Here is a 26,303-nt window from a genome sequence, read left to right as displayed (position 1 = left end):
CTCTCAACCAGCCAGTTTAGCGAGGACCTAATTTTAATGGCTCTTAATGACTCTTCAGAGCCTACGGCCATATACTCCGAAGAGAATATGATCATGAGGTTTGCAAACAAGGGGATATTGGAACTTTGGGGAAAAGATGCGTCAATAATAGGTATGCCTTTGTTGGATGCCATTCCTGAACTTGTCGGGCAGTCTTTTTTGCCCTTTTGCAAAATGTTTGGTATTCAGGTAAATCGTATTCGTTTAAGAGTGCTCCAGCCGAACTTATTAAGAACGGACTTAGAAAAGTCGATTATTACGATTATACATATAAAGCCCTTTTGAACCAGGATGGTAAGACTTGGTGTATTTTAAATACCGCCCGTGAGGTCACTTCAGAAAAAAAATATCTGGAAACGATTTCCGTCAAAGAAAAAAGGGAAGAGGCACTGAATGATGAAATGGCTTCGACACTCAAAGATTTGTATCGCACAAACGAAAGTCTCAGAAATTCGATGAATTTACTTTCTGAGAGCCGTGAGCATGTTAGAACAATTATTGAACAGGCCCCCTGTTGGAATCGCAATGTTACGTGGTAAAGATCATGTTATTGAAATAGCAAATAGGCAATGTTAAAAATCTGGGATCGCAGGGAAAGTGAGGTTTTAAACCGACCTCATATAAATGCTAGACCCGAACTACAAGGCCAGAAAGTCTTCGATTGGCTAGACTAAGTTATTATTACAGGGGAACGAAAAACAAATAATGAGTTTACCGTCAGACTTTATCATAATGGCTCCCTGAGAGATGCAATCGTCAATTCAATTTACCAGCCTATATTTTCGTCTGACGGGGAGGTAACTGGAGTGTTGATAATACTTGATGAAATTACTGAGCAGGTAACTGCAAGGAGAAGAAATGAAAAAGATCAGCATATGCTTGCGATGGCTATTCAGGCTGGGGAACTTGCTACGTTCTACTATGAACCTGCAACTAATCTTTTCTTAGGAAATTTATTGTTGCACACGTGGTTTGGCTTAAAACCCTTAGATCATATTGATCTTTCTACGGCATTATCTGTAATCGTAGAAGAAGATAGAGCCCGAGTGACTGAGGCAATTATGTCTTCGATTAGTAAGGATTCCGATGGCTGCTATGCTATTGATTATCGGATTCAGCTGCCTCATGAATCAACTCCCAGAATGGTGCAAGCTCTTGGAAAGGTTTTATATGATCAGAATGGACAAGTGGCGAGCCTAAATGGCACACTGCGTGATATAACTGAGCAAAAGAAAGATGAACAACGAAAAGACGATTTTATCGGAATGGTCAGCCACGAACTTAAAACAACCCTTACTTCTCTGAGCGCATATCTTCAACTAATGCAACGGGACATTGCTCCTTCGGCGAATCTTTCTATGCAAACAAAAGTAGAAAGATCACTACGTCAGGTACACTATATGAATACCTTGATTAATAGTTTTCTTAATATCTCGCGGCTAGATTCTGGAAAGATGGTTCTTGATAAATCATACTTTGATTTAAGCAAATTATTTTCCGAACTCGAAGTGGAGTTGAGCAATATAAATCATAGCCATTTGGTTGTTTTTAAATATGAAGAAAGTATTGAATTGTTAGCAGATCGTGAAAAAATATCACAAGTCATCAACAACCTAATCGGAAATGCCGTGAAATATTCCCCCGCAGGATCTACCATACATGTCAGTTACCATCAAGTATATCCAAATACGGTTGAGATCAAAGTTAGTGATGAGGGAATGGGTATTTCCGAGCAGGATCAACAGCAAATTTTTGAACGCTATTATAGGGTTAAAAATAGCAAAATGGGATCTATTGCAGGATTTGGAATTGGATTATATCTATGTAAAGAGATTTTAGAATTGCATAGCGGCGCGATCTCAGTGGAGAGCAATGGCGAGAAGGGTACGAGTTTTAAAATTATTTTACCACTGTCACAAATCTAATTCAAATTAATTGATCTATTTATTCCACTTAGTGTCTGATCCACTCAAGTTTGCTCCGTAGCCAATCAGCTATCGTTGGTCTATGTGTGGAACTTATCATTATTTAAATTTGTTGCTTTAATTCATCAAAACTTTTGTCTTTCGTGAGCGCTAAAAGATCATATAAATCCTTTTTTAAGTATGTTTGCTTAATCAATAGGTATGGCAAATAACATCACCATAGTAAAATTAGCTGCAGCACTAGGGCTTTCTAAATCGACAGTATCTCGAGCATTTCGCGAGGGCTCAGATATTAATCCCAAAACAAAGGAAATAATCCTTCAGAAGGCTGCCGAACTAGGTTTTTCACCTAATTTATACGCTAGTAATCTACGAGGCAACAAAAGCTATACTATTGCTATTATTATCCCTGAGTTTGGTAATAAGTTTTTTTCGCAGGCTATAAAAGGTATTGAATGGGTAGCTCGGAATAATGGTTATCACGTTCTTATCTATGTCACTGATCATAGTGCAGAGAAAGAGGCTGATATTATACGCACCTTAGTGAATGGTCGTGTCGATGGTGTAATCATGTCTGGCTCGGGTGAAGGTGATAATCATGAATATCTCAAATTACTTAAAAGCAATAAAGTTCCACTTGTTTTTTTTGATCGCTATTATGAAGATGTCTCTACGGCATGTATCACAGGGAATGACTTCGATTCTAGTTATCAGGCCACCAAACACTTGATTGCCAGTGGCGCCAGAAAGATTGCTTATTTAGCTGTCAATAAAGATGTGTCGATCGGGAAGATACGGATGGAGGGCTACAAGAAAGCCCTACAGGAAGCCGCACTTCCTTTAAATGAGCAGTTGATGCTGGATACATCCAATGATGTGCTTGTTAATTATAAAGACATCAAAAACCTAATAGAAAACCAGAAGCCTGACGCCATATTTGCATCGGTAGAACGGCTCGCCATGAGTACCATTCGAGTGGCTAAAGAGCTTCAACTTTTAATACCAAAAGACCTAAAACTCATTTGTTTCTCCTGCTTAGATATTGCAGACATGCTACAACCCTCGCTTAGTGTTGTCAAGCAACCTGCTTACGAAATGGGTATTGAAGCCACTACACAACTATTTGATATATTGTTTGGCCGCAAAGCTGATGGCATCCGCGAGATTATTTTTCTAGATTCCGAGCTCATTTTCCAAGGCTCCAGTAGCGGAGCGTAAAATATTTTAAAACTTGCTTTGCGTAATTTAATTTTTGTACTACCTTAGTATTGTTTTGGGAACGTTCCCGGGAACGATCTCATTGTGATGATACTGGCCATCGGCCGCAATTATAAATTTAAGTAAACAAAGACGTTAGCGTGCAGATAAAAATACCCATTCAGACTTCGGTTTGGCGTAGGTTATTTTATTTTTTGGTAAGATGTATATGATCCACCAAGGGCTGTTCGCTTACCGAGAAACAATACAACACACACAATAAATACATCTATAAACCAAATTAGTATTATGATCAGCAATTTTACATTACGCACAGTGATGAGCATAAGCTTATTGATGGTGCTGTTCATGTCTGCTTTTGCGCAAAACAACAATCTGGCGGGGCGTGTCTCGACGCGGAGCGGCGAAGCGGTGCAAGGAGCAACAGTTCGCGTTTTAGGCACGCAACTGGCCATTTCTACCAATGAAGCGGGGGAGTATGCTTTTAACGCTATTCCATTAGGTAATCGCATGGTTACTGTTGAAGTCGTGGGCTATGAGACGGCACAACAATCCATCGTGATCAATGCCGGACCCAATACACTAGACTTCCAACTTCAGGCATCTTCCAGTGATTTAGAAGAAGTGGTTGTTATTGGATATGGTACTCAGCGAAGAGATCAGTTAACCGGTTCAATTACTGCCATCGGCTCTAAAGATTTTCAGAGTGGAGTAATTACCACACCCGAGCAATTAATTCAGGGAAAGGCAGCCGGAGTGCAGATTACCTCTTCGGGAGGTCGTCCGGGTTCAGGAAGTACCGTTCGTATTCGTGCCGGTGCTTCGCTAAATGCCAGTAATGATCCATTATATGTGATCGACGGTGTGCCATTTAGTCCTACCACTATTAATGGCTCAGCCAGCCCAATGTCACTTATTAATCCGAATGATATTGAGTCATTCACGGTGTTGAAAGATGCCAATGCGACGGCAATCTATGGATCCCGTGCATCCAATGGGGTAGTGCTGATCACAACTAAAAAGGGTAATAGCGGTGCACCAAGAATCAATTTTAGCACTGTGAATTCGTTATCCACAATCGATAAATACTACGAGGTGATGTCGGCAGATAGTTTACGTTCTTACGTCAACACCTACGGTACTGCAGCACAAATCGCTCGTTTGGGTAATGAAAATACAGATTGGCAACGCGAGATCTACCGCACCGCATTCACTACGGACAATAACGTGAGTATTGCAGGTGCATACAAAGGTCTGCCATATCGTGCTTCTGTTGGTTATCTTAACCAGCAAGGAGTATTGAAAAGAGATGTAATGGATCGTACCTCTGCCAGTCTATCAGTTACACCAAAGTTCTTTAATAATAGTTTAAAGGTCGAGTTAAACTTAAAAGGATCACTGCAGAACTCCATGTTTGCGAATGATGATGCCATTGGTTCTGCGATTGTCTTTGATCCCACCCAACCTGTTTACCAAGAGAATGCCTATGGAAATTATTTCGAGTACATGCAGGGAGATTTGCCTCACCCATTGGCACCTCGTAACCCATTGGCGATGATAAACCTGAAAGACGACGACGCAAAAGTTGCACGCAGCTTTGGTAATGTGCAGATCGATTATACGATGCCATTTATTTCTGGCCTAAGAGCTAACCTGAATTTGGGGTATGATATCTCTCGCGGACAAGGAGGTGTATTCGTGCCAGATTTCGCCGCTATGGAGAATCGTACACAGGGTTTGCAAACTCGTTTTATGAACGATTACACCAATTTGGTGGGCGAATTTTATTTGAATTATAATAAAACCTTCTCTGCTATCAATGGTCACTTGGATGCGACGGCGGGTTATGGATATTATGATTACCAAACAGCGACTAATAACTATCCGAGTTTACGTGCGGACGGAACGGTATTAACAGAGCCGGTATTTCCTAGAGACATTCAGCAGAATAGATTGATCTCTTATTTTGGACGTGCAACTTATACGGCAAATGAGAAATATATCATCTCTGGAACACTACGCGCAGATGGTTCTTCCCGGTATAGTCCGGAAAATCGTTGGGGTGTCTTTCCATCAGCTGGGGTAACTTGGAGAGTAAACCGTGAATCATTTTTGGAAGATGTTACGACCTTATCCAAACTAAATCTTCGCCTGAGTTATGGCGTTACCGGCCAGCAAGATGGTATTGCGAATTACTCGTATCTTCCTAACTACTATCTAAGTGTCAATGAAGCACAGTACCAATTTGGTGAAGAATTCTACCGCACGTATTCCCCGATCGCCTACGATAGAGATCTTCGTTGGGAAAGCACGGCAACGTACAATGCCGGAGTCGATTTCGGTATCCTAGGCGACCGCATAGATGGTAGTATTGATGTGTATCGTAAGAATACGCGGGATCTATTAAGTACCATTCCTATTCCAATTGGTACCAATTTCAGCAACCGCCTACTGACCAACGTCGGTAATATGGAAAATACCGGGGTAGAATTTAATCTAAATGCCATACCAGTACGCCGCGAGAATTTTAGTTGGAATGTCAATTTTAACTTCACGTACAATACGAATAAGGTAACCAACCTGACAGCCGTAGCTGATCCAAATTACTTTGTAGAAGTTGGTGGAATCACGGGCGGTACGGGTCAGAATGTACAGGCGCACGTAGTGGGATACAGTCCATTTACATACCGTTTGCAGCAGCAAATATATGGTCCTGATGGTCGGCCTTTGGAAGGTGTATATGCAGACATTAATGGCGACGGCGTAGGTAACGAGTCTGATCGTCGTTTGTTCGGCTCACCACTGCCAAGATATTTACTTGGATTCTCTACTGGCATAGACTACAAAAATTGGACATTCAGCACGGTACTACGTTCGAATCTTGGACAACATATTTATGATAATATTAGCTCTAACTTGGCTATCCGCAACAATGTATTAAGTCCGATAGGCATTATAAACAATGCACCAAGCTCGTTGACCAATACCAATTTTATTAACAACAGGGCGTTGAGTGATTTTTATTTACACGACGGATCATTCCTGCGTATGGATAATATTTCAGTGGGCTATAATTTCATGAATGCTTTAGGCGAAGGAAAAAATATCCGTGTATCGGGCAATGTACAAAACGTGTTTGTATTAAGCGGCTATCCTGGTATTGATCCAGAAATACAAGGTGGTATTGACAATAACCTGTATCCACGTCCACGCACATTTGTATTGGGTGTAAACCTTGATTTGTAATCCAAATTTTAAAGAGAAAACAGTATGAAACGCAATTTTTTAACATATATAGTCGCTGCAACTAGCCTGTTCAGCGCGTCATCTTGCCACGATAAGCTGGATTTAGTTCCACTTAACGACGTGACCTCCGAGGTCGTATATCAATCAGTTGACGGCTACAAACAATCTTTAGGTAAGGTATATGGAAGTATGGCTATGTCTAGCGGTAGAGGCACCTCGGGTGATGGAGATATTGCCGGTATCGATGCTGGGGCATCCGATTTCTTACGCTTATATTTTAATTTACAAGAAGTGGCTTCTGATAATGCCATTTGTGCTTGGATACAAGATCCAGGCGTATCAGAGATAAACAGCCTAACCTGGTCTTCCAATAATGTGATGGTTTTAGGTATGTATGCACGTTCCATGTATCAGATCACAGTTGCTAATGACTTTATCAGGGAGAGTTCTGATGATAATTTAGCCAACCGCGGTATTGTGGGTGCAGATGCAGAAGCTGTACGTGGTTTTCGCTCCGAAGCTCGTTTTCTTCGTGCCTATCAGTATTGGGTGATGATGGACTTATTTGGTAATCCACCATTTGTAACCGAAGAAAACACGATCGGTAAAACACCTCCTGAACAGATTAGCCGAGTAGATTTATTTAATTACGTAGAATCTGAATTACTGGCCGTACAGGAAGAATTGGTGGCACCGCGTCAAAATGAATATGGTCGTGCCGATCAGGCAGCAGCATGGATGTTGCTTTCCAAATTGTACCTGAATGCAGAAGTCTACACTGGCACTGGCCGTTATCAAGACGCACTAACTTATGCTTCGCGTGTGATTAATTCGACATATACACTAAAGGAAAACTACGCACACCTATTTTTAGCAGATAATAATATTGGACAAGATGAAGTGATCCTGTCCATCAACTACGACGCCATTAGAACCCAAAACTTTGGTGGTACAACATTTTTAGTCAATTCTTCCAGCGGTTCGGGTATGAATATGGCCGCCTTAGGTATTCCTAGTGGCGGATGGGGCGGCAATCGGAGCCGTCGTACATTGCCAGCCAAATTTGCTGATCCAAGTGGGCAGACCGATCGTAGAGCGATGTTCTTCGGCGAAGATCCCAATATTACTGACCCAGCTGTTTTTGTACAAGGCCTAGCGGTTACGAAATTCAAAAATGTGGATCGTAACGGTGTGGCTGCACCTTCCAACGACGGTACACAAGTATCGACCGACTTTCCATTAATGCGCTTAGCAGATGCTTATTTGATCTATGCCGAAGCCGTCTTACGTGGTGGAGGTGGTAACATGGGTGAAGCCATCAATTATGTCAATACCGTACGTCGCCGTGCATATGGCAACAATACGGGCGATGTGAGCAGCATCAATCTAGATTTTATTTTAGACGAGCGCGCACGTGAATTTTACTGGGAAGGCTACCGCCGTACCGACTTGATTCGTTTTGGTCGTTACACTAGCACAGCATACGTTTGGCCATTCAAGGGTGGTACAGCAGCTGGCACATCGGTGCCTGAGTTCAGAACCATTTATCCTTTGCCCGCCTCTGACGTGATTGCCAATCCAAACCTGACGCAAAACCCAGGCTATTAATCCAAACTAATTGTGAAATTTAGGAATATACGAACATGAAATTCAATCATATCATAGCAGTAGCGTTGGCTTGTGTGGCCAGTACATTGGGATCCTGCGAGAAGGATAACGAGATGGTCACCGTTACGACAGGAGAGCTGCCTACGCTAACGGCATCGGCTGATTCGCTAGTATTGCTACAGCAAAATGCCACCGATACGGCCTTTACTTTCAATTGGTCGCCATTAGAAGTCAACTGGTCAAATGAGGCGGTAAGCAGTAACATCTTGCGCTATAGTCTTCAAATTACGACGCAAGAGCGCAATTTCCAAGGAAGCCCGCTGCTAACTGTAGATGCAGAAGGAATTTCTGCAAGTATTACGGTGAATACGCTCAATACCGCCTTGTTGGAAGCGAAGGTGGCTCCCGAACAGCCCGTTGTCTTGTTGGCACGACTAGCGATGACGCTAGCGCCAAATAATATTGTGTACTCCAACGTCATTGAATTAAAAGCCACGCCATATGAAGACGTGGTGCTATTACCCTCTTTATTTATCGCTGGTGCGTTAAATGGATGGTCGCATAGCAATGATTTCCGCGTCGGGTCGATCGAAGGCGATAGTAAATACGAAGGTTATGCCAATTTCACAGCCGGCAATTTAGTATTTAAGTTTTCGAGCCAAGCCAACTGGGATGGCACCAATTACGGCGCAGCAGCTGCAGCTGGCAAGTTGAGCGTCGCCGGCGATGCCGGAAACTTAGAAGTACCAGCAGCAGGTTATTATTTGCTGAAAGCAGATACCGAAACTTTAGATTGGTCGGCTACGCCGGTAACCTGGGGTATTATTGGTGCAGCAGCTGGAGGTTGGGGCGATACCGATGATGTGGCACTAACCTATGATGCGAACAGCGGATTGTGGACAGCTACATTAGACATGAATGCAGACGAATTTAAGTTCCGCGCCAATAATGCCTACGCCATCAACCTTGGTGCTGGAGCACGCAATGGCGTACTCAGCAACGGCGGTGGCAACCTACGAATCGCAGAAAGCGGACGTTACTTAGTCACGCTTGATCTTCGTAATGCAGGCTACTATACCTACACCATAGAAGCACAGTAAAACAGAATACCTCGGTATCCTCACCCTTCGTGAGGATACCTTTTTTAGCTATTAAGACGAACAAATATGAAGATGCAACCTTTTTTTGCCAGCCTAATCTGGTTATTGATTTTTGGAACGACTACGGCATTCTCACAACAAATGAGGAAGAGTGACGAACCTCGAATCGCCCCATTAAGTTGGTGGGTGGGTATGAAAAACCCGAATGTACAATTGATGGTTTTTCATAAAGACCTTGGTACTCGCACCCCAAAGATTAATCACAAAGGTGTGGAACTGCTCAAAGTAAATCAGGTAGAAAATCCGAACTATTTGTTTCTTGATTTGAAAATCGATGCTAAGACCAAAGCCGGCGAGTTCAATATTGTATTTTCTGAGCCAGGAAAGTCAGATATCGTCATGCCTTATACTTTAGCGGCACGCGATGCAAAGCAAAAGAAAGCGCAAGGCGTGACCAACGAAGATTTTATTTACCTCATCATGCCCGATCGCTTCGCCAATGGCGATGCCTCTAATGACGTCATCCAAGGCGCGCGCGAAACCAACTTGCACCGCGACTCCTTGTATTATCGTCACGGTGGCGATATCCAAGGAGTTATCGATCATTTGGATTACCTACAAGATATGGGCGTGACGGCTGTATGGCTCAATCCTGTGTTGACAAACGATATGGAAAAAGCTTCTTACCACGGCTATGCGGCTACCGAGTTTTACCAAGTCGATCCACGGTTAGGTACCAATGAATTGTATCGCCAATTGGCCGATGAGCTACACAAAAGAGATATGAAACTGATTCAGGATTTGGTACACAATCACGTGGGCGCTGAGCACTGGACGGTAAAAGATAAGCCTTACCAAGATTGGCTCAATAACTGGGACGAATACACCAACACCACCTACAAAGATCAAGTACTATTTGATCCTTATGCCGCGCAGTCCGACAAACGTAAGATGACCGATGGCTGGTTTGTACCTTCTATGCCTGATCTTAATCAGCGCACCGAGTTCATGCAAAATTACATCACCCAGAGCCATATCTGGTGGATCGAGTATGCTGGTGTCGACGGATTTCGTCTAGATACGTATGCCTATAATGATGCCGAGTATATGGCCAAATGGGCACAAGATATTACCGCAGAATATCCGAGTATGACCTATTTTGGAGAAACGTGGGTCAATGGTATGACAAATCAAGCCGTCTTTACCGAAGGAAGTACCATCAATCAGCACTTCGATACACACTTACAGGCAGTCACTGACTTTCAAACCTTCCATGCGATTAATAAAACCTTCACCGAGCCATTCGGCTGGACTGAAGGGGTGAATGCTTTATATAGCACCTTAGCCAATGATTATATCTACAAAGATCCGACACGGAATGTCGTTTTCTTGGATAATCATGATGTGAGTCGATTTTTGTCAATTGTGGGCGAAGATATCAACAAATACAAATCTGGTTTGACATGGCTACTGACCACCCGAGGCATTCCGCAACTGTATTATGGTGCTGAAATTGCGATGAAAAATTTTGCAGATCCAGACGGAAAAGTTAGGGAAGATTTTCCAGGAGGATGGACAGGAGATCAGCAAGATAAGTTTGTAAGCGAAGGCCGAAATGATACTGAAAATAGTGTGTTCGACCATGTGAAAAAATTGGCTGTATACCGTAAAGAGAATACCGTATTGCAAACCGGAAAACTGATGCAGTTTGTGCCAGAAGATGGCATTTACGTATACTTCCGCTATGATAATCAGAAAACAGTAATGGTGATAATGAATACCAATGAAGGTGAAAAATCGATTAAAACCCAGCGTTTTGCAGAACGTATACAGTCGCATACAATTGGCTGGGATGTGGTAGCCCAGCGCGAAGTGGACATCAACGATCAGCTTACCGTTCCCGGATTTACGGCATTAGCATTAGAATTACGATAAAATACAAGAAGCGTCCTTGGATCACGCTCCTAAATAAACGCACATGAACAGATTTAGGTTATCAAATAATAGCCAATCTGCATATACAACACAAACCACAACAAAGCAACATGACATCAGGAACAACGACCATATTAAATCGCCCAGCTTACATATTTGATCTGGATGGTGTATTGGTAGATACCGCCGTATTCCACTACCAAGCGTGGAAGCGTTTGGCCAATCAATTAGGTTTTGATTTTACGGTAGTTCAAAATGAGCAACTCAAGGGAGTAAGTCGGGTAGAATCATTAGAGAAAATACTGGACTGGGGAGAAGTGAGCAAGTCCGAAGCCGAAAAGTTGGCACTTGCACAGCAGAAGAACGATTGGTATCTAGAGATGGTAGCCCAGATGACAGCTTCCGATCTGCTTCCAGGAGTATTAGAGTTTTTAGAACAAGCAAGCTCGGCAGGCAGGAAAATCTCTTTAGGATCAGCCAGTAAGAATGCGCCCCTTATTTTGGAAAAGACCGGTATTGCCCGCTTCTTCGATGCGATTGTAGATGGCAACGAAGTGACTTTGTCCAAGCCCAACCCAGAAGTGTTTCTTTGCGCAGCACGTAAATTGGGCTTTCCTCCCGAGGACTGTCTAGTATTTGAAGATGCCGAAGCCGGTGTAGCTGCCGCAATAGCAGGTGGTATGGCCGTGATCGGTATTGGCGAAGAAGGTGCATTGCCTGAGGCCAATGTGCTAGTGTCCGATTTGAGCAAACTATTATAGGAAAAATAAGCGCCGCAAAGAGATACACGGAAACCACGTGTCAGAATTTTTGGTGAAAAGATAGATAACTACATGAAAGATTATATAGTAAAAGACCCTTGGCAGATCATAGAAGATCAGTTCAGACCAGAATATAACGAAATATCGGAAAGCATTTTTTCGATCGGAAACGGTCGGATGGGGCAACGCGCTAACTTTGAGGAAGATTATTCGGGCAAGTCCCTTTCGGGGAGTTACGTAGCCGGCGTCTATTATCCCGACAAAACCCGTGTCGGTTGGTGGAAAAATGGTTATCCAGAATACTTTGCCAAGGTCATCAATTCCACCAATTGGATTGGATTGCACCTCACGGTGAATGGTATACTGCTAGATCTAGCCCAAGTCACCGTGAAGAAATTCGAAAGAAGATTGGATATGAAGGCCGGTGTATTGCACCGTACCGTAGGCATTACTCTGCCCGATGGCACGCAACTCGCTATTACTTCCCGACGATTGTACAGTGTAGCAGAGTCGCAATCGGCGGCACTCTCATATCAGATTCGCGTCGTGCAAGGCACAGCACATATATTATTAGAGAGTGGCCTGGATGGCGATATCAGTAATCGCGACTCCAACTATGATGAGAAATTTTGGGATGAAGTAGCTCGCTCCGCCAATGAAGAACACATTAGCTTGCAGTTGAAGACCAAAAAGACAGGATTTGATGTGCATACCCGCGTCACCCAACAACTTGTGCACGATGGCCAATCTATCGCCGTGGGTGAGGTGATCGACCGTGAGAAATATGTTGCGCAGCAATATGAGTTTACTTTGGAAAGCGGGCAGGAGGCTACCCTGTCAAAATACGCTGTCATCCTGACCAGCGAAAACCATTCCTTAGCCGATTTATCGGCACATGCTGAAACTCTGCTGCAAAGCGTAGCCAATAAAGGCTTCGAAAAATTAATTAAGGAGCAAGCAGCAGGCTGGGCAAAAATATGGCAAGATAGCGACATCCAGATTGAAGGCGACGTAGCCGCTCAGCAGGCCATTCGTTTCAATATATTTCAACTGTATCAAACCTACACGGGTGAAGACGACCGACTGAATATTGGTCCTAAAGGATTCACTGGTGAGAAATATGGCGGCATTACCTATTGGGATACCGAAGCTTATTGTATACCATTCTACATGGCCACCACCAAGCCCGAAATCGCCCGAAATCTCTTGATTTATCGGTATAAACACTTGCAGAAAGCTATTGAAAATGCCGCTAAGTTAGGTTTTAAAGATGGTGCTGCGCTGTATCCTATGGTAACTATCAATGGCGAAGAATGTCATAATGAATGGGAGATTACATTCGAAGAAATTCACCGTAACGGTGCTATCGCGTTTGCTATCTACAATTATGTACGTTATACCGGCGATGTGAGCTATCTGCAGGAGTACGGGTTGGAAGTACTGTTAGGTATTGCCCGTTTCTGGGCGCAGCGTGTCAATTGGAGCGAAGCGAAGCAACAGTATGTGATGTTGGGCGTGACCGGCCCGAATGAATACGAAAACAACGTAAACAACAACTGGTATACTAATCGCATTGCTGCTTGGTGTTTGCAGTATACATCCGAAGTTATCGATCAGTTTGCGTCATCAAACCCAGATCGTCTACAGCATATTTTGCATACTGCATCATTTGTGACAGCGGAAAAAGAGAAATGGCAGCATATCGTCACCAATATGTATTATCCAGAAGATGCGGAGCGTGGCATTTACTTACAGCAAGATGGCTTTTTGGATAAGGAATTGATTCCAGTGAGCGAGTTGCCAGTCTCCGAGCGTCCCCTAAATCAAAAATGGAGCTGGGATCGCATTTTACGTTCCTGCTACATCAAACAGGCAGACGTGTTGCAAGGATTATATTTCTTAGAAGATCATTACGATCTAGATATTATTCGCCGAAATTACGATTTCTACGAACCGATGACGGTACACGAAAGTTCACTTTCACCATGTGTGCACGCCATTATTGCCGCCAAGTTGGGTAAGGAAGATAAAGCGTACGAATTCTATTTGCGGACTTCCCGATTGGATCTGGACGATTATAATAACGATACTGAAGATGGATTGCATATCACATCGATGGCAGGCACGTGGATGACGATCGTAGAAGGGTTTGCCGGCATGCGTATTCGCGATGGCAAGGTTCATTTTCAACCAATATTGCCAACTCAGTGGGACAGCTACAGCTTCCGCATCACCTTCCGAGGTGCAGATCTACAAATTAAAGTAGACCACGAAGGAGTACACGTCAACAATTCTGGTAATCAAGATGTGCAGGTTGTATTGTGGGATACACAATACGCCATGCTATCCAATGGCACGTTGGACGTGCCATATGCAGTAACGTCAAAGGCGTAAGTACATGATGGTAGTTTCCTTGTTTTCTGGAAACTACCATCATGCTGACACCTAAAGGTTAAACAAAAAATGAATTGTATTGTCATAAATAAAATCAGATTCTGGATCTAATTTGACTGCCTATACATTACGCAATGAAATATATCAAATGCCCCAAGGCGTGTTGGCCTGTGCTAATAAGTATAATCATGGGATCTTCCTGTGCTTCACATATGAATAAACTAGAGTTGCTGAATAAGGAAAATACGTTAAATGAACCAATCGAAGATCATAAGCTAGTCATTTACCAATCGCTAGTTCGACATTTTGGAAATAAAAATACCACCAATAAGTACTGTGGCTCCATAGAGGAGAATGGTGTTGGTAAATTCAATGATTATTCGGAAAAAGCGCTCGCCGAACTACAAGATCTGGGTGTCACGCACATGTGGTATACTGGAGTTTTGGAACATGCCACCATGACTGACTACAGTGCTTATGGCATTGCAGTGGATGATCCTGATGTCGTAAAAGGTCGCGCCGGATCGCCCTATGCTATCAAAGATTACTACGATGTCAATCCGGATTTTGCAGTAGAAGTTCCTAACCGTATGCGTGAATTTGAGCAATTGATCGCACGTACGCATCAGGCCGATATGCAGGTGCTCATCGACTTTGTGCCCAATCATGTGGCGCGGTCTTACGGTTCGGATCAGAAACCAGCAGACGTACGCGATTTAGGCGCAGACGATCATACCGACGTCGCTTTTGCTAGCACCAATGATTTTTATTACCTACCCAACCAAGCTTTGCAAGTGCCACCCGGATATAATCCTGGCGGTGACGCCTTCCAATCGCCCGCCAAAGACGGTCAGTTCAGCGAGTTTCCGGCCAAAGTGACTGGCAACAATGTATTCTCCGCTAGTCCGTCTAAAGATGATTGGTTTGAGACCATCAAGTTGAATTATGGGGTTGATATACAACAGCAACATGCAGCACACTTTGAACCCATTCCACCGCTGTGGTACAAGATGCGCGATATTTTGCTATTCTGGGCGAACAAAGGCGTGGATGGTTTCCGTTGTGATATGGTCGAAATGGTTCCTGTCGAGTTTTGGAGTTGGGTAGTACAAGAAGTGAAACAAGAATACCCAAAAATAATTTTCATTGGCGAAGCCTATAATAAAAATGAATACGCAAACTTCTATGACGTGGGCAAATTCGATTATCTGTATGATAAAGTCGGTTTGTACGATACGCTGAAAACCTTGGTGCGTCACGAAGATCATGACGGTGTGCAAGGTATACAAGATGTGTGGCGGCGCGAAGTCGCTGGATACTCATCGAAGATGCTGCGGTTCTTAGAAAACCACGATGAACAACGATTTGCCTCACCAGATTTTGGCGGTGACGCTTGGCGCGTAGTGCCTGCGATGGTCATTACGGCAACATTATCTAGCAGTCCGGTCATGATCTATAGCGGACAAGAAGTAGGAGAGCCCGGCGCCGGCAATGCAGGCTTTAGTGGTGAAGATGGTCGCACCACAATTTTTGATTATTGGGGTGTGCCTCACCACCAAAAATGGGTAAACAATGGCGCCTTTGATGGGGCGCAATTGAACGATTCAGATAAACATTTGCGCGAATTTTATCGTAAGCTATTACACTTAGTGCGCAACGAAAAAGCTATTAGGTCGGGTGGGTTTTATGATTTGATGCCGGCACAACAGGCTAACCCCAGTATGCCGCCTCGGGTATATGCATATATGCGCTATACAGAGCAGGAACGACTACTCATCGTGAACAATTTTGAGCACCAAGAGAAGCAGTTTCACCTTCAATTGCCTGCTGATGTTATCAATGCTTTCCATCTGTTTGGTGAAGATATACTATTCACGGATCAGCTGACTGGTAAGCAATCATCTGTCGTCAATTTCAAATCGCAGGTTCCGGTGCAAATCTCGGCTAATCAATCTGTAATTTTAAAGTTTTAAAACCAATGCACACCACGATCAGGCTATAACACACCAAATAATAAGCAGATACAAATGCCGATCGCTATAAACCAATTATCATGCATAAACCAACACGTAAACCATCGCTAAGCATGGCGCAGATTTTCCATATGAGCTTCGGTTTTTTAGGTATTCAGATGGGCTTTGCCCTACAGAATGGTAACGCTTCGCGTATCCTACAAACCTTTGGCGCCGATGTGGAACATTTGTCGTTATTTTGGTTGGCAGCACCCTTAACAGGAATGATTGTACAACCGATCATCGGCCACTATAGTGATCGCACTTGGAATAGCTTAGGTCGTAGAAGACCATATTTCTTGGGTGGGGCTTTGTTTACCGCTGTTGCGCTTATTTTTATGCCCAACTCAGCGGTGTTGGCAGCTATGCTGCCGCCCTTACTGATCGGCGCGGGAATGTTGATGATTATGGATGCTTCGATCAATGTGACGATGGAGCCATTTCGCGCTTTGATTGCCGACAATTTGCCGAGTGAACAGCGTAGTCTAGGTTTCTCCATGCAAACCTTTTTGATTGGATTAGGCGCGGTGTTGGGATCTTGGCTTCCGTATATTCTGGCAGAATATGGCGGCGTGTCTAAAGTTGCCGAAGCAGGTTTCGTTCCTAATAACGTGATTTATTCGTTTTACGTGGGTGCTGCAGTGCTTATTGGAAGCATTCTCTGGACGGTGCTTACCACCAAAGAATATTCACCGGAAGAATTGGAAAGCTTTGAGAGCGGACAAGCTACTGCGGTTACCGAGCCTTTGGTAGCTCGCGGCTTTTTTAAAGGTTTGGCAGAAGATATTAAAAATATGCCGACTGCCATGCGTCAATTGGGCTTGGTTCAATTCTGCTCCTGGTTTGCTCTATTCCTGATGTGGGTATTTTCGACACCTGCGATTGCCGAGCATATTTACAATGTACCCGCCGGAGATACCACTTACGTTGGTTACGCCGATGCAAGCAACTGGGTGGGAGTGCTGTTTGGTATTTACAACGCGGTGTCTGCCATTTATGCTTTGTGTTTACCGCGGATAGCGCGTGCTATCGGTTTGAAAGCGACCCATGCCTTATCATTGACGATTGGTGGTATTGCGTTAGGATCTATTTACTTTATGACCACACCCGAGATGCTGATTATCGCGATGCTAGGTATTGGTATTGCTTGGGGCAGTATTTTGGCGATGCCTTATGCGATATTGAGCGATAGCTTACCTGCCCGCAAGATGGGTTTGTATATGGGATTATTCAACTTCTTTATTACCTTCCCACAAATCGTTAGCGGATTAACCAGTGGGTTTTTAATAAAATATGTGTTCCAGGGACAAGCAATTTATGCTTTGTTGGGCGCAGGATGCTTAATGATTATCGGAGCAATTAGTGTGCGCAAAATAAGCGCATAGTATGCAAACATAATTGGTTATAAACGAGAAAGCAAACTTCAAATGTTTGCTTTCTCGTTTTACGGTCGTTTTCTGCGACAAAAATAATAGATTCTGCAATTGTCAATATTTCATCTTTTATACTGTCTCAAAATGTGGTTTCACAAATCTATGTTTCATAATTAGCACATTAAATGTTTTTATGAAAATAGGATATGCCAGAGTGAGCACCCAAGACAAAAACTTAGACATGCAGCTCGATGCGTTGGCAAATGCCGGTTGCGAAATAATATTCGAAGAGAAGGTTTCATGAAAATCAAAAGAACGGCCAGAGCTGACAAAGCTCTTCGAAAAGCTAAGGAAAGGTGATACTGTTATCGTGTGGAAGTTGGATCGTCTTGGTAGATCTCTTAACGATCTGACCGACTTAGTTACTAAGAAGCAAAAACTCGATGTAAGTTTCCTAAGTATACAAGATGGAATCAACACAGATACTGCGACAGGGCGATTTACCTTCCACATATTTGTATCGCTTGCTGAGTTCGAAAGAGATAATATCTGAGAGAACGAAAGCGGGATTAACTTCGTCCAGAACTAGATGCAGTAAGGGAGGCCGACCAGCTCGCTATAGTAAAGAAACTATAAAAAAGATTAAAGCTGTAAGAGCTCTATACAATGCTACGCACAGCCCTTCTATTCAGGATATAGCAGATAGCCTGAATAGAAGTAGAGCAACTTGTTATCGATATTTAAAAATTTCCGACCCTATTAATTAGAACCTCAATTATAACAGCAAATCGATAATTCTATTTGATGTCATAATGAGCTGGCTTTGCTACGTACAGCGTCTATTGAGACTAAGATTATAGTTCATCCTTTGCAATAATACTTTTGCTAATTTCTATTTACGTTTCCTAAAGCAATTTTATATGTTTCCTCAAAATGGCGGTTCAACGATAAAATTCTGTTGGTATCTATGGGGTTTATATATCGCTGAAACATAAGTTCCGTACTATGTCCTGTCGCTTCCATTAGTAAAGGAGTAGGAATCTTTCCATAAAAATTTGAAGCAAAACTACGTCTTCCTACGTGTGTCGTAATTGCCTCCCATTTTGGAACATTCGCAACATAGCCCCTAAATCCAATGCGCTTCCTTACCTTAATAGATTCATCACAACCAGCAATTTTGGATAAATACTTAATATTTTCATTATAAGTCTTATATGAAAGTTTAGGTGGGAAACAATTACCGTTTTTAAGGATGACTGCCTGCACAGCGGGGTGCAGGGGAAGATGAATTTCTTTTTTTGTTTTACACTGCCTAAACACTATGTACATTTTACCTTGAACAATCTTAATCATATCGGTGGTAAACCTCATAAAGTCGGATACTCGCTGTCCGGTATAGCAACTGATTATCAACCAATCTCTGGCAGTCTTCAATTCGTTGCACACTTTTAAACGATTAATGTGCAGTAATTCCTCCTCGGATAGTGTAACCATTTCCGTTTTCTCATTTTGTTTTGGAAGCTCCAATTCATAAACAAAGGTACGCACTCCTCTTTTTTCCAAATGATTAAGTACAGTTCGAATAAAGTGTACTGTCCTATGGATCGTGCTCACTGAGTATGATTCTTCTTCACCAAAAGCCAATAAGCGAGGTATTATGGAAGAATTAATATCTTCAATGAATATGTGGTGGCCTATATATGCTTCAAATTTCTGCACGAAGTTGTAAAATACATGATATCTTTTACGTGTTGAAAGAGAAATAATGTGTACTCTCGAGTTGATGTAGCTTTCTATATGATCCAATAGACCTCCTGAGGGTACATTAACGTCATTGGAAGAGTGTTTACGTATTATATGTGCCAGTTTGCGTAATGAATATGATTGATTAGAGACTGAGCATGCATTAAGATATGTTGATACGGCTACTCGAAGATTGTTAAGTCGAACATTTAATTTTTTATATTTCTTTAGATATATATTCCGAGGCCCGTAAAGAACACCACATCCCAGCTTCTATACGGAAAGGCGTTGATAGCCTATCTGTTCTAATGCCATCTTCATTAATAACAAAAATAATTGCAGCTGGATTAGATGAAGTATCAATCTCAAAATTAAATGTAATAGCCATTTCGAAAAGTTTAAATGTAATTAAACAGCTAATGTATAGATAAAGTGTATAGTACTCCCTTTTTGCTGGACAGCAATAGTTCAAACTTAAGTTTATTTACGACACTTTTTTATTATTTTGATAGAATACCTGATTTGGGGTAAAATGGTCCATAGACTGATGTCTTCTTTCCGTATTGTAAAATTCGACATACCTTTTCACACCTTGGAATAACTCCATGCCACCGTTAGGTGGGTTCAAATAAATGTATTCCTGCTTCAATGACCTCCAGAACCTTTCGATAAACACGTTGTCCAGCGCTCTTCCTTTTCCATCCATTGATATACTCACACGATTATCCTTGAGGACTTTGGTAAAGATCGGACTGGTAAATTGTGAACCCTGATCGGTATTGAATACTTCAGGAGTGCCGTGCTCTGCTATTGTTTCCAACAGCACATCCCTGCACCATTCCACCGTCATGGTATTAGAGATACTCCACCCCACAATCTTTCGACTATACACATCTATAATGGCGAACATATACATGAAGCCTCTAAACATAGGAATATAAGTGATGTCGGCCTGCCAAACTTGGCTTGGCCGCTCTATCTTTAAGCCTTTGAGTAAGTACGGGTATTTGTAATGTGTTGCATTTGCTTTACTTAGGTTCTTCTTTGGGTAAATGGTCCGAAGGCTCATTAGCCGATATAAACGCCGTACGCGCTTGGCATTTATACGATACCCTAGATCTTTGTTGAGATACGCAGTCATCCGTTCCACACCGTAAAATGGACAGTCCAGAAACTTGCGGTCAATTAGCTTCATGATGGACTGATTCAACAAGGATTCACCTTTAGGCTTGAAATAATAGAAGCTACGCTGAAGATTCAGCAGCTTACACTGCCCCACAATACTTAGCGGTTTATATCCTGGGGAAACAAGTCCGCGCCTTTCAATCATGCTCATTTCCCCAATACCTTTTTTAAGAAATCAACTTGGATCTGAAGTTCACCAATCTTGGAATAAAGTTCTTTCTCTTTAGACTCTTCTTTCTGTGTAGGTTTCTCTGAACCGAACACCGTGTCAGCTTTCTCCAGAAATTCCCGTTTCCAAGCGGTGATCTGTGTGGGATGAAGGCTGTATTTGGAAGCACGTTCCTGCATGGTACTAACTTCTTTAAGGGCTTCTAAGACTACTTTGGTCTTGAAAACCGGACTGAATTTTCTACGCTCTTTTTTCATTTTCAACTGTTAAATTATCGAATTTAATCAGCTGTCCAATATTTGGGGAGTATTATATTAATCAAGATTTATGATCGCCCATGTACTAAAACTTTTGGAATTACTATAAGACATCAGCATATCCAATTTATGAAAAAAAAATACATAACCCCCGACATTAAAGTTGAATATGTCAGATCAGAATCTTCCTTTGCTATCACATCGAAAAATTACACAATTAAAGTTAAGGGAAGAGATTCAGCTTTGAATTTAGTACTATTCTTAAAAAAAATATGGTTAAGAATATATCAAAAATTCGAAATCCAATTTCGTGGTGATCATTGATTCTGCCAAAGGCATGCATTTATAATAAGATTGTATGATAAGTGTTTACCATTGTGAATGGTAATAGTAGACTTAAAAAATCCTTTAATTCATGTTGACGGTCTATGTGCTGGTGTACAAATTTGAAAAAACGATTTCTGTCTGAAAAACGTTTTTTACTTTTTTCAAGATTTTTTAGGAGTCTGTATACTAAGCTTCATTTAGCCTTCTGCGATTGTTGTAGTTTGTATAGTTTTGGTTTTATTACTCCACAATCAATAAATTATATTTTGCAATTTGCGAATTGCAAAATATAATTTATTGTGTTACTTTTAATATATGAAACGCAAACATAATGGTATGAGGCCACAAGATATCGTTATTCTATCTAAGATACTGACAATAAAAGATCAAAGTTGGCAATTCAAAGATTTGGCACATTCGCTGCAAATCAGTAATTCTGAAATATCGGAGTCATTGGAGAGAAGCGTATATGCTGGTTTAATTGATTTTGGAAAGCGCACTATCAATCGCGGAAATTTGTTTGATTTTTTTATATACGGAATGAAATATGTATTTCCTACACAGCCAGGAGTCCTCACAAGAGGTGTGCCTACTGCTCATTCGCATCCTTTTCTGAAGTCATTTATCAGTAGTAACCAAGCTTACGTCTGGCCACTCTCTTCTGGATCAGTATTAGGTCAGGCAATAGAACCATTCTATGCCAATCAGGTCAAAGCTATAGAGGAAGACAAAGAACTTTATAAGTTGCTGGCATTATTGGACGTAATTAGAGTTGGCAAGATTCGTGAAAAAGCTGTTGCAGAGAAAGAAATAAAAGAACTATTAGGCTATGTCAAATCATATTAATATTGTAAGGATCAAGGCTGTGAACAATGCTTTACAAGAGTTACGCGACCAAGTAGTTTTTGTAGGTGGATCAACGGTATCTCTTTATGCCGATCGTCCTGTACTTGAGATAAGGCCGACTGATGATATTGATGTGATTGTCAAGATACTTAACTACAGACAGCGACAGCAGTTGGAAGAACGTTTGAGAGAGATCGGTTTTACAAACGATATAGAATCTGGAGTAAATTGTCGGTTCAAAGTTAAAGGTATTGTCGTTGACATTATGCCTACTGACGATTCGTCTATCGGTTTTAAAAATAAATGGTACCCGAAAGGTTACGAGCATGCCGAAAATTACACACTCGACGACTGACAGGTTATCCGTATTCTTACAGGACCATATTTTCTCGCAACAAAGTTGGAAGCCTTCAAAGGAAGAGGAGGTGGAGATGGCCGAATGAGCCACGATTTCGAAGACATCGTTTTAGAAAACAGGGAGCAGCTATGGGTTGAAATCAAAAAGTGTGATGAGGAATTGAGACAATACCTAGCTATAGAATTTTCAGCACTGATGGAGAATCCATACATTTATGAATGGATAGAAAGCCACGTAGAGCGCGGAAATACTTCTCCGCAGACTGCAAAAGTCATTAGGAATATAAATAATTGGCTAGCGCAAACAAAAGGCGAATAACTAATGAACAGAGTTGAAAATATTATGCTAATTTACCCGTAATTGCAACGTACTATTTTATTCTTGCTCACCGTATCTCAGATTGGGCAGAATTCGTTATGATGATGAACAGGTACGGCTACCCATGCTAAGTAATTGCGAGTTGCTTTTTGAACCAATAAACCCTTTTTTTATTTTTCCTAACCAAACTACATGTAATAATTCTGTTCTTTATTATATCTAAGTACATATAATTTATATCAATAAATTATTTTTATATGTTTTCGCATATAATATTGTATATTTGCTTAAATTAGTTGTGAAAGCATATAATTATGATGATACTTGGAGATTTTGTTAAGCTGAAAAGAAAGGAAGTAAATCTTACACAAGAGGAGTTTGCTGAACGAGCTGGTGTTGCACTTACGGTAATCAGGAAAATTGAACAGGGTAAGGAAAACCTGAATCTCGAAAAAGTAAACCAAGTACTTAAAATGTTTGGACATGTCTTGGCTCCTGTGAATGCCAGAGAGATTTTAAAAGCAAAGGATCAGAGATGAGAAAAGCATCTATCTACTATAAGGATAATTTGGCAGGAACTCTCACGGAGACCGACGATGGTGAATATGTTTTTCAATATGATGAAGCCTACATTAGAGCCTATCCTGCAGCATTCATAACATTCACCATGCCCGTAAGATCCAAGCCCTACAATGATAAACGTTTGTTTCCATTTTTTGAGGCGCTGATACCGGAAGGCTGGTTGTTGGACATTGCTTCCAAGAATTGGAAAATCAATACAAACGACCGTATGGGTTTGCTGTTAGCGTGCTGCCAGAACTGTATCGGTGCTGTAAGTGTTCAACCTATATCTCAGGAAAATGAGTAACGAAAAGTGTTTATACTGTTATAAGGAATTACCTAACGATATGTCCGATGGTTTTCACGAGAAATGTAGTTTAGATTTTTTCGGCACAAAGCAGCCGCCAGCGATCGAACACTCATTATCACAAATGACTGAATTAGCAAAGAACGTCGTAGAACGAAGTATAGCTGTTCCTGGGGTTCAGCCCAAACTTTCTTTATCGGTCGTAAAAAGCACGATCCAAGATGGAGAAAAGGGGCGTCTAACCGTAGTGGGAGCTTTGGGTGGAAATTATATCTTCAAACCACCTTCCGATTATTTTCCTGAAATGCCACAAAATGAACATTTAACCATGCGTATCGCTGAAGCTTTCGGCATTAACGTTGTAAAGTCCAGTTTGATACGGTTAAAATCCGGTGAACCATCTTATATTACAAAAAGAATAGACCGAACGGATGACGGAGAAAAAATACATATGCTCGATATGTTCCAAATAACAGAAGCATTTGACAAATACAAAGGGTCGATGGAGAAAGTCGGTAAGGCACTGGACGCATATTCAGACAATACGTTACTGGATAAGTTTTCCTTCTTAGAATTGGCAGTCTTTTGTTTTCTGACTGGAAACAACGATATGCACTTGAAAAATTTTTCCATGATCAACACGAACGGAAAATGGACATTGGTACCAGCCTACGATCTGCTGAATGTAACTATCGTAAACCCCGAAGACACGGAAGAGCTTGCATTAACTTTAGATGGAAAAAAAAGAAAACTTCACTGGGAGCATTTTCAAAGATTGGGACTGTTGTTAGGATTAAATGCCAAGCAGATTAATGGTATTGCCAATCGTTTTCAGAAAAGGAAACCAATTGCTTTGCAATGGATTGACCGTTCATTTCTTTCTGACGAATACAAAGAGAAGTACAAAAATATTTTGGAAGAACGATATCACAGAATTGAAATGTGAATGTGTTAACAACCAAGACTTCTTGCAAAACCTTCAAATATGCATTGTGTAATAAAATTTAACGTTTTCAAAAATTTTTAAAATATTGCTTCTGCAAGTCAGAAGTGGAGGTTTTTCGTTTCACCAACAGTAGCGAATAGATAGTCTCATCATCTAAATCAATAACTTCAATCTTATAGATCGAACTTCGATATAATAGGAGTGAGGTTACAATAGGTTACAGTGAATGTTCGATTAAGTCATTGCAACATGTAAACACCTAATTACTAGCAGTTAGTTTCGTTTCAATTCTTGGCGCTCAAAAGACTGGACATCTTTTGGCTATTCAGCAAGAGGAATACAGGGTTCTGAACTTTTAAGTAGCTTACTCTCAAGAAAGATCTTAGTAACTTTCCTATTTTTACAGATTCTATATTCAGACAAAGTTGTGTCGATCCTGAAAATCGATTATTACCAATGATACATTTTACTTTAAGTGATTTTGATTTTTGTTTTACTTTTACAATGTATAAAATGAACTCAGCAGTTTTTTCGCCAACTTCAATTTAAACCTGCTTACAGATGGAAAAAAAAGAAAAAATTGAAATTTTTAAACCCAAAGATAGAGAGTTAGAATTTCAGATTGTATTGGACGAAGGAGAAGATACTGTTTGGGTTACGGAGGATCAAATGGTAGCGCTTTTTGAAAAGGGAAGGAGGACTATAGGAGGACACATCAAAAACATTTACGCAGAAGGAGAACTTGATAAAGGATCAACTTGGCGGCAAAACCGCCAAGTTCAAATTGAGGGCGGAAGGAAGGTAGAAAGGAAAGTTTCCTACTATAATTTAGACATAATTATATCTGTGGGTTACCGTGTCAAATCGCCGTCTGGCGTAGAATTCAGAAAATGGGCAACATCAAAATTGAAAGAATATTTGATTAAAGGATATGCCATCGATCGAAAAAGACTTTTGAATCAAAGTTCAAAAATAAAAGAACTGGAAGTACAAGTCTCTGAACTCAATCAGCTAATCGTTAATACGGAATCGCAATTGACAGATGGGTTTCTAAAAATCATTGAACAATACACGAAATCCTTTGAGCTGTTAAATCAATTTGACACTGAGACGTTATCGACAGATGGACTTAAAGAAAGACTCATAAATTATATCGACTATAAAAGTGTACGAATAGCAATTGACGAACTAAAAAGAGATTTGGTTAAGAAAGAAGAAGCCTCATCACTTTTCGGTAATGAAAAAGATGATTCCTTTAGGGGAATTCTAGCTAGCATATCTCAAACAGTATTTGGTGAATTCGCTTATCCCACCATCGAAGAGCAGGCAGCCCAGTTATTATACTCAATCATTAAAGGACACTCCTTTAATGATGGTAACAAGCGAATAGGCTCATTTATATTTGTCTGGTTTTTAGAACAAAATGGATATCACTTAAAAACGACTGGTGAGAAAAAAATAAATGATAACACCTTAGTTGCATTAGCGTTAGCTGTTGCACAAAGCTCACCAGATCAAAGAGAACTTATTATCAAACTTATAATAAATCTGATCAAAAATTAGACAAGATTAATAAAACGCAATCTCAAAAAGAAATCAGGATGTGGTTGCCTGTGAACTTATAAAAGGATCTGTTACACGTGATTTTGTGACCTCTCCCCGCAAAACCGGACTT

23 protein-coding genes and 1 pseudogene are annotated in these 26,303 nt (G+C 41.3%); 20 read left to right on the top strand and 4 right to left on the bottom strand.

The window, feature by feature from the left end; all coding sequences use genetic code 11:
• Window positions 1-320: 320 nt before the first annotated feature.
• The 13 genes and pseudogenes from AC3IRT_RS08525 to AC3IRT_RS08465 all read left to right on the top strand — a co-directional run bounded on the left by AC3IRT_RS08525 (window position 321) and on the right by AC3IRT_RS08465 (window position 18,378).
• Window positions 321-578, top strand: coding sequence for a hypothetical protein (locus AC3IRT_RS08525; protein ID WP_489395960.1), 258 nt, complete (start codon window positions 321-323; stop codon window positions 576-578).
• Between the two features lie 270 nt (window positions 579-848).
• Window positions 849-1,964, top strand: coding sequence for a sensor histidine kinase (locus AC3IRT_RS08520; RefSeq protein WP_489395959.1), 1,116 nt, complete (start codon window positions 849-851; stop codon window positions 1,962-1,964).
• 201 nt (window positions 1,965-2,165) lie between these two features.
• Window positions 2,166-3,182, top strand: a complete 1,017-nt coding sequence (locus tag AC3IRT_RS08515; RefSeq protein WP_489395958.1) for a LacI family DNA-binding transcriptional regulator — start codon at window positions 2,166-2,168, stop codon at window positions 3,180-3,182.
• A 318-nt stretch (window positions 3,183-3,500) separates the two neighbouring features.
• Window positions 3,501-6,428 (top strand): SusC/RagA family TonB-linked outer membrane protein, encoded by a 2,928-nt coding sequence (locus AC3IRT_RS08510; protein ID WP_489395957.1) that lies wholly within the window; start codon window positions 3,501-3,503, stop codon window positions 6,426-6,428.
• 24 nt (window positions 6,429-6,452) lie between these two features.
• Window positions 6,453-8,036, top strand: a complete 1,584-nt coding sequence (locus tag AC3IRT_RS08505; RefSeq protein WP_489395956.1) for a RagB/SusD family nutrient uptake outer membrane protein — start codon at window positions 6,453-6,455, stop codon at window positions 8,034-8,036.
• A gap of 35 nt (window positions 8,037-8,071) precedes the next feature.
• Entirely contained in the window at window positions 8,072-9,136 is a 1,065-nt protein-coding gene (locus AC3IRT_RS08500) for a SusE domain-containing protein (RefSeq protein ID WP_489395955.1), read from the top strand.
• A gap of 66 nt (window positions 9,137-9,202) precedes the next feature.
• Entirely contained in the window at window positions 9,203-11,071 is a 1,869-nt protein-coding gene (locus tag AC3IRT_RS08495; RefSeq protein ID WP_489395954.1) for a glycoside hydrolase family 13 protein, read from the top strand.
• A 110-nt stretch (window positions 11,072-11,181) separates the two neighbouring features.
• On the top strand, window positions 11,182-11,832 hold the full coding sequence (gene pgmB / locus AC3IRT_RS08490) for a beta-phosphoglucomutase (protein WP_489395953.1): 651 nt from the start codon (window positions 11,182-11,184) through the stop codon (window positions 11,830-11,832).
• A 72-nt stretch (window positions 11,833-11,904) separates the two neighbouring features.
• Window positions 11,905-14,226: a glycoside hydrolase family 65 protein gene (locus AC3IRT_RS08485; RefSeq protein ID WP_489395952.1), complete on the top strand. Its 2,322-nt coding sequence runs from the start codon at window positions 11,905-11,907 to the stop codon at window positions 14,224-14,226.
• Between the two features lie 212 nt (window positions 14,227-14,438).
• Window positions 14,439-16,199 carry an alpha-amylase family glycosyl hydrolase gene (locus tag AC3IRT_RS08480; RefSeq protein ID WP_489395951.1) on the top strand — a complete coding sequence of 587 codons (1,761 nt, stop codon included), beginning with the start codon at window positions 14,439-14,441 and terminating at the stop codon, window positions 16,197-16,199.
• Window positions 16,200-16,279: 80 nt separating this feature from the next.
• Window positions 16,280-17,623 carry an MFS transporter gene (locus AC3IRT_RS08475; protein WP_489395950.1) on the top strand — a complete coding sequence of 448 codons (1,344 nt, stop codon included), beginning with the start codon at window positions 16,280-16,282 and terminating at the stop codon, window positions 17,621-17,623.
• A 181-nt stretch (window positions 17,624-17,804) separates the two neighbouring features.
• Window positions 17,805-18,164: pseudogene (locus tag AC3IRT_RS08470) on the top strand (recombinase family protein).
• On the top strand, window positions 18,079-18,378 hold the full coding sequence (locus AC3IRT_RS08465; protein WP_489395949.1) for a helix-turn-helix domain-containing protein: 300 nt from the start codon (window positions 18,079-18,081) through the stop codon (window positions 18,376-18,378). Before AC3IRT_RS08470 ends, AC3IRT_RS08465 begins: the two are co-directional and overlap by 86 nt.
• 118 nt (window positions 18,379-18,496) lie before the next feature.
• On the opposite strand, the gene AC3IRT_RS08460 is transcribed toward AC3IRT_RS08465, so the two are convergent.
• From AC3IRT_RS08460 to AC3IRT_RS08445, 4 genes are all read right to left on the bottom strand, one after another.
• Entirely contained in the window at window positions 18,497-19,330 is an 834-nt protein-coding gene (locus AC3IRT_RS08460) for a tyrosine-type recombinase/integrase (RefSeq protein ID WP_489395948.1), read from the bottom strand.
• 241 nt (window positions 19,331-19,571) lie between these two features.
• Window positions 19,572-19,742, bottom strand: a complete 171-nt coding sequence (locus AC3IRT_RS08455) for a hypothetical protein (RefSeq protein WP_489395947.1) — start codon at window positions 19,740-19,742, stop codon at window positions 19,572-19,574.
• A 96-nt stretch (window positions 19,743-19,838) separates the two neighbouring features.
• A complete protein-coding gene (locus tag AC3IRT_RS08450; protein ID WP_489393126.1) occupies window positions 19,839-20,690 on the bottom strand; it encodes an IS3 family transposase in 852 nt (283 codons plus the stop codon).
• Window positions 20,687-20,965 (bottom strand): transposase, encoded by a 279-nt coding sequence (locus AC3IRT_RS08445; RefSeq protein WP_489393125.1) that lies wholly within the window; start codon window positions 20,963-20,965, stop codon window positions 20,687-20,689. The genes AC3IRT_RS08450 and AC3IRT_RS08445 overlap by 4 nt, the downstream gene beginning before the upstream one ends.
• Window positions 20,966-21,607: 642 nt before the next feature.
• Between AC3IRT_RS08445 and AC3IRT_RS08440 the strand changes: the two genes are divergently transcribed.
• From AC3IRT_RS08440 to AC3IRT_RS08410, 7 genes are all read left to right on the top strand, one after another.
• A complete protein-coding gene (locus tag AC3IRT_RS08440; RefSeq protein WP_489395946.1) occupies window positions 21,608-22,138 on the top strand; it encodes a hypothetical protein in 531 nt (176 codons plus the stop codon).
• Complete coding sequence (locus AC3IRT_RS08435) at window positions 22,122-22,493, top strand: hypothetical protein (RefSeq protein WP_489395945.1); 372 nt, start codon at window positions 22,122-22,124, stop codon at window positions 22,491-22,493. The genes AC3IRT_RS08440 and AC3IRT_RS08435 overlap by 17 nt, the downstream gene beginning before the upstream one ends.
• A 45-nt stretch (window positions 22,494-22,538) precedes the next feature.
• On the top strand, window positions 22,539-22,814 hold the full coding sequence (locus AC3IRT_RS08430) for a hypothetical protein (protein WP_489395944.1): 276 nt from the start codon (window positions 22,539-22,541) through the stop codon (window positions 22,812-22,814).
• A gap of 314 nt (window positions 22,815-23,128) precedes the next feature.
• On the top strand, window positions 23,129-23,353 hold the full coding sequence (locus AC3IRT_RS08425) for a helix-turn-helix domain-containing protein (protein ID WP_489395943.1): 225 nt from the start codon (window positions 23,129-23,131) through the stop codon (window positions 23,351-23,353).
• Complete coding sequence (locus AC3IRT_RS08420) at window positions 23,350-23,682, top strand: HipA N-terminal domain-containing protein (RefSeq protein ID WP_489395942.1); 333 nt, start codon at window positions 23,350-23,352, stop codon at window positions 23,680-23,682. Before AC3IRT_RS08425 ends, AC3IRT_RS08420 begins: the two co-directional genes overlap by 4 nt.
• Complete coding sequence (locus AC3IRT_RS08415) at window positions 23,675-24,628, top strand: HipA domain-containing protein (protein ID WP_489395941.1); 954 nt, start codon at window positions 23,675-23,677, stop codon at window positions 24,626-24,628. The genes AC3IRT_RS08420 and AC3IRT_RS08415 overlap by 8 nt, the downstream gene beginning before the upstream one ends.
• 561 nt (window positions 24,629-25,189) lie before the next feature.
• A complete protein-coding gene (locus AC3IRT_RS08410) occupies window positions 25,190-26,191 on the top strand; it encodes a virulence RhuM family protein/type II toxin-antitoxin system death-on-curing family toxin (protein WP_489395940.1) in 1,002 nt (333 codons plus the stop codon).
• Window positions 26,192-26,303 lie beyond the last annotated feature (112 nt).

The sequence above is a fragment of the Sphingobacterium sp. KH_072 genome, assembly GCF_057837975.1.
Note: the sequence above shows the minus strand (reverse complement) of the source record. Positions and strands in the feature narration are given on the sequence as shown.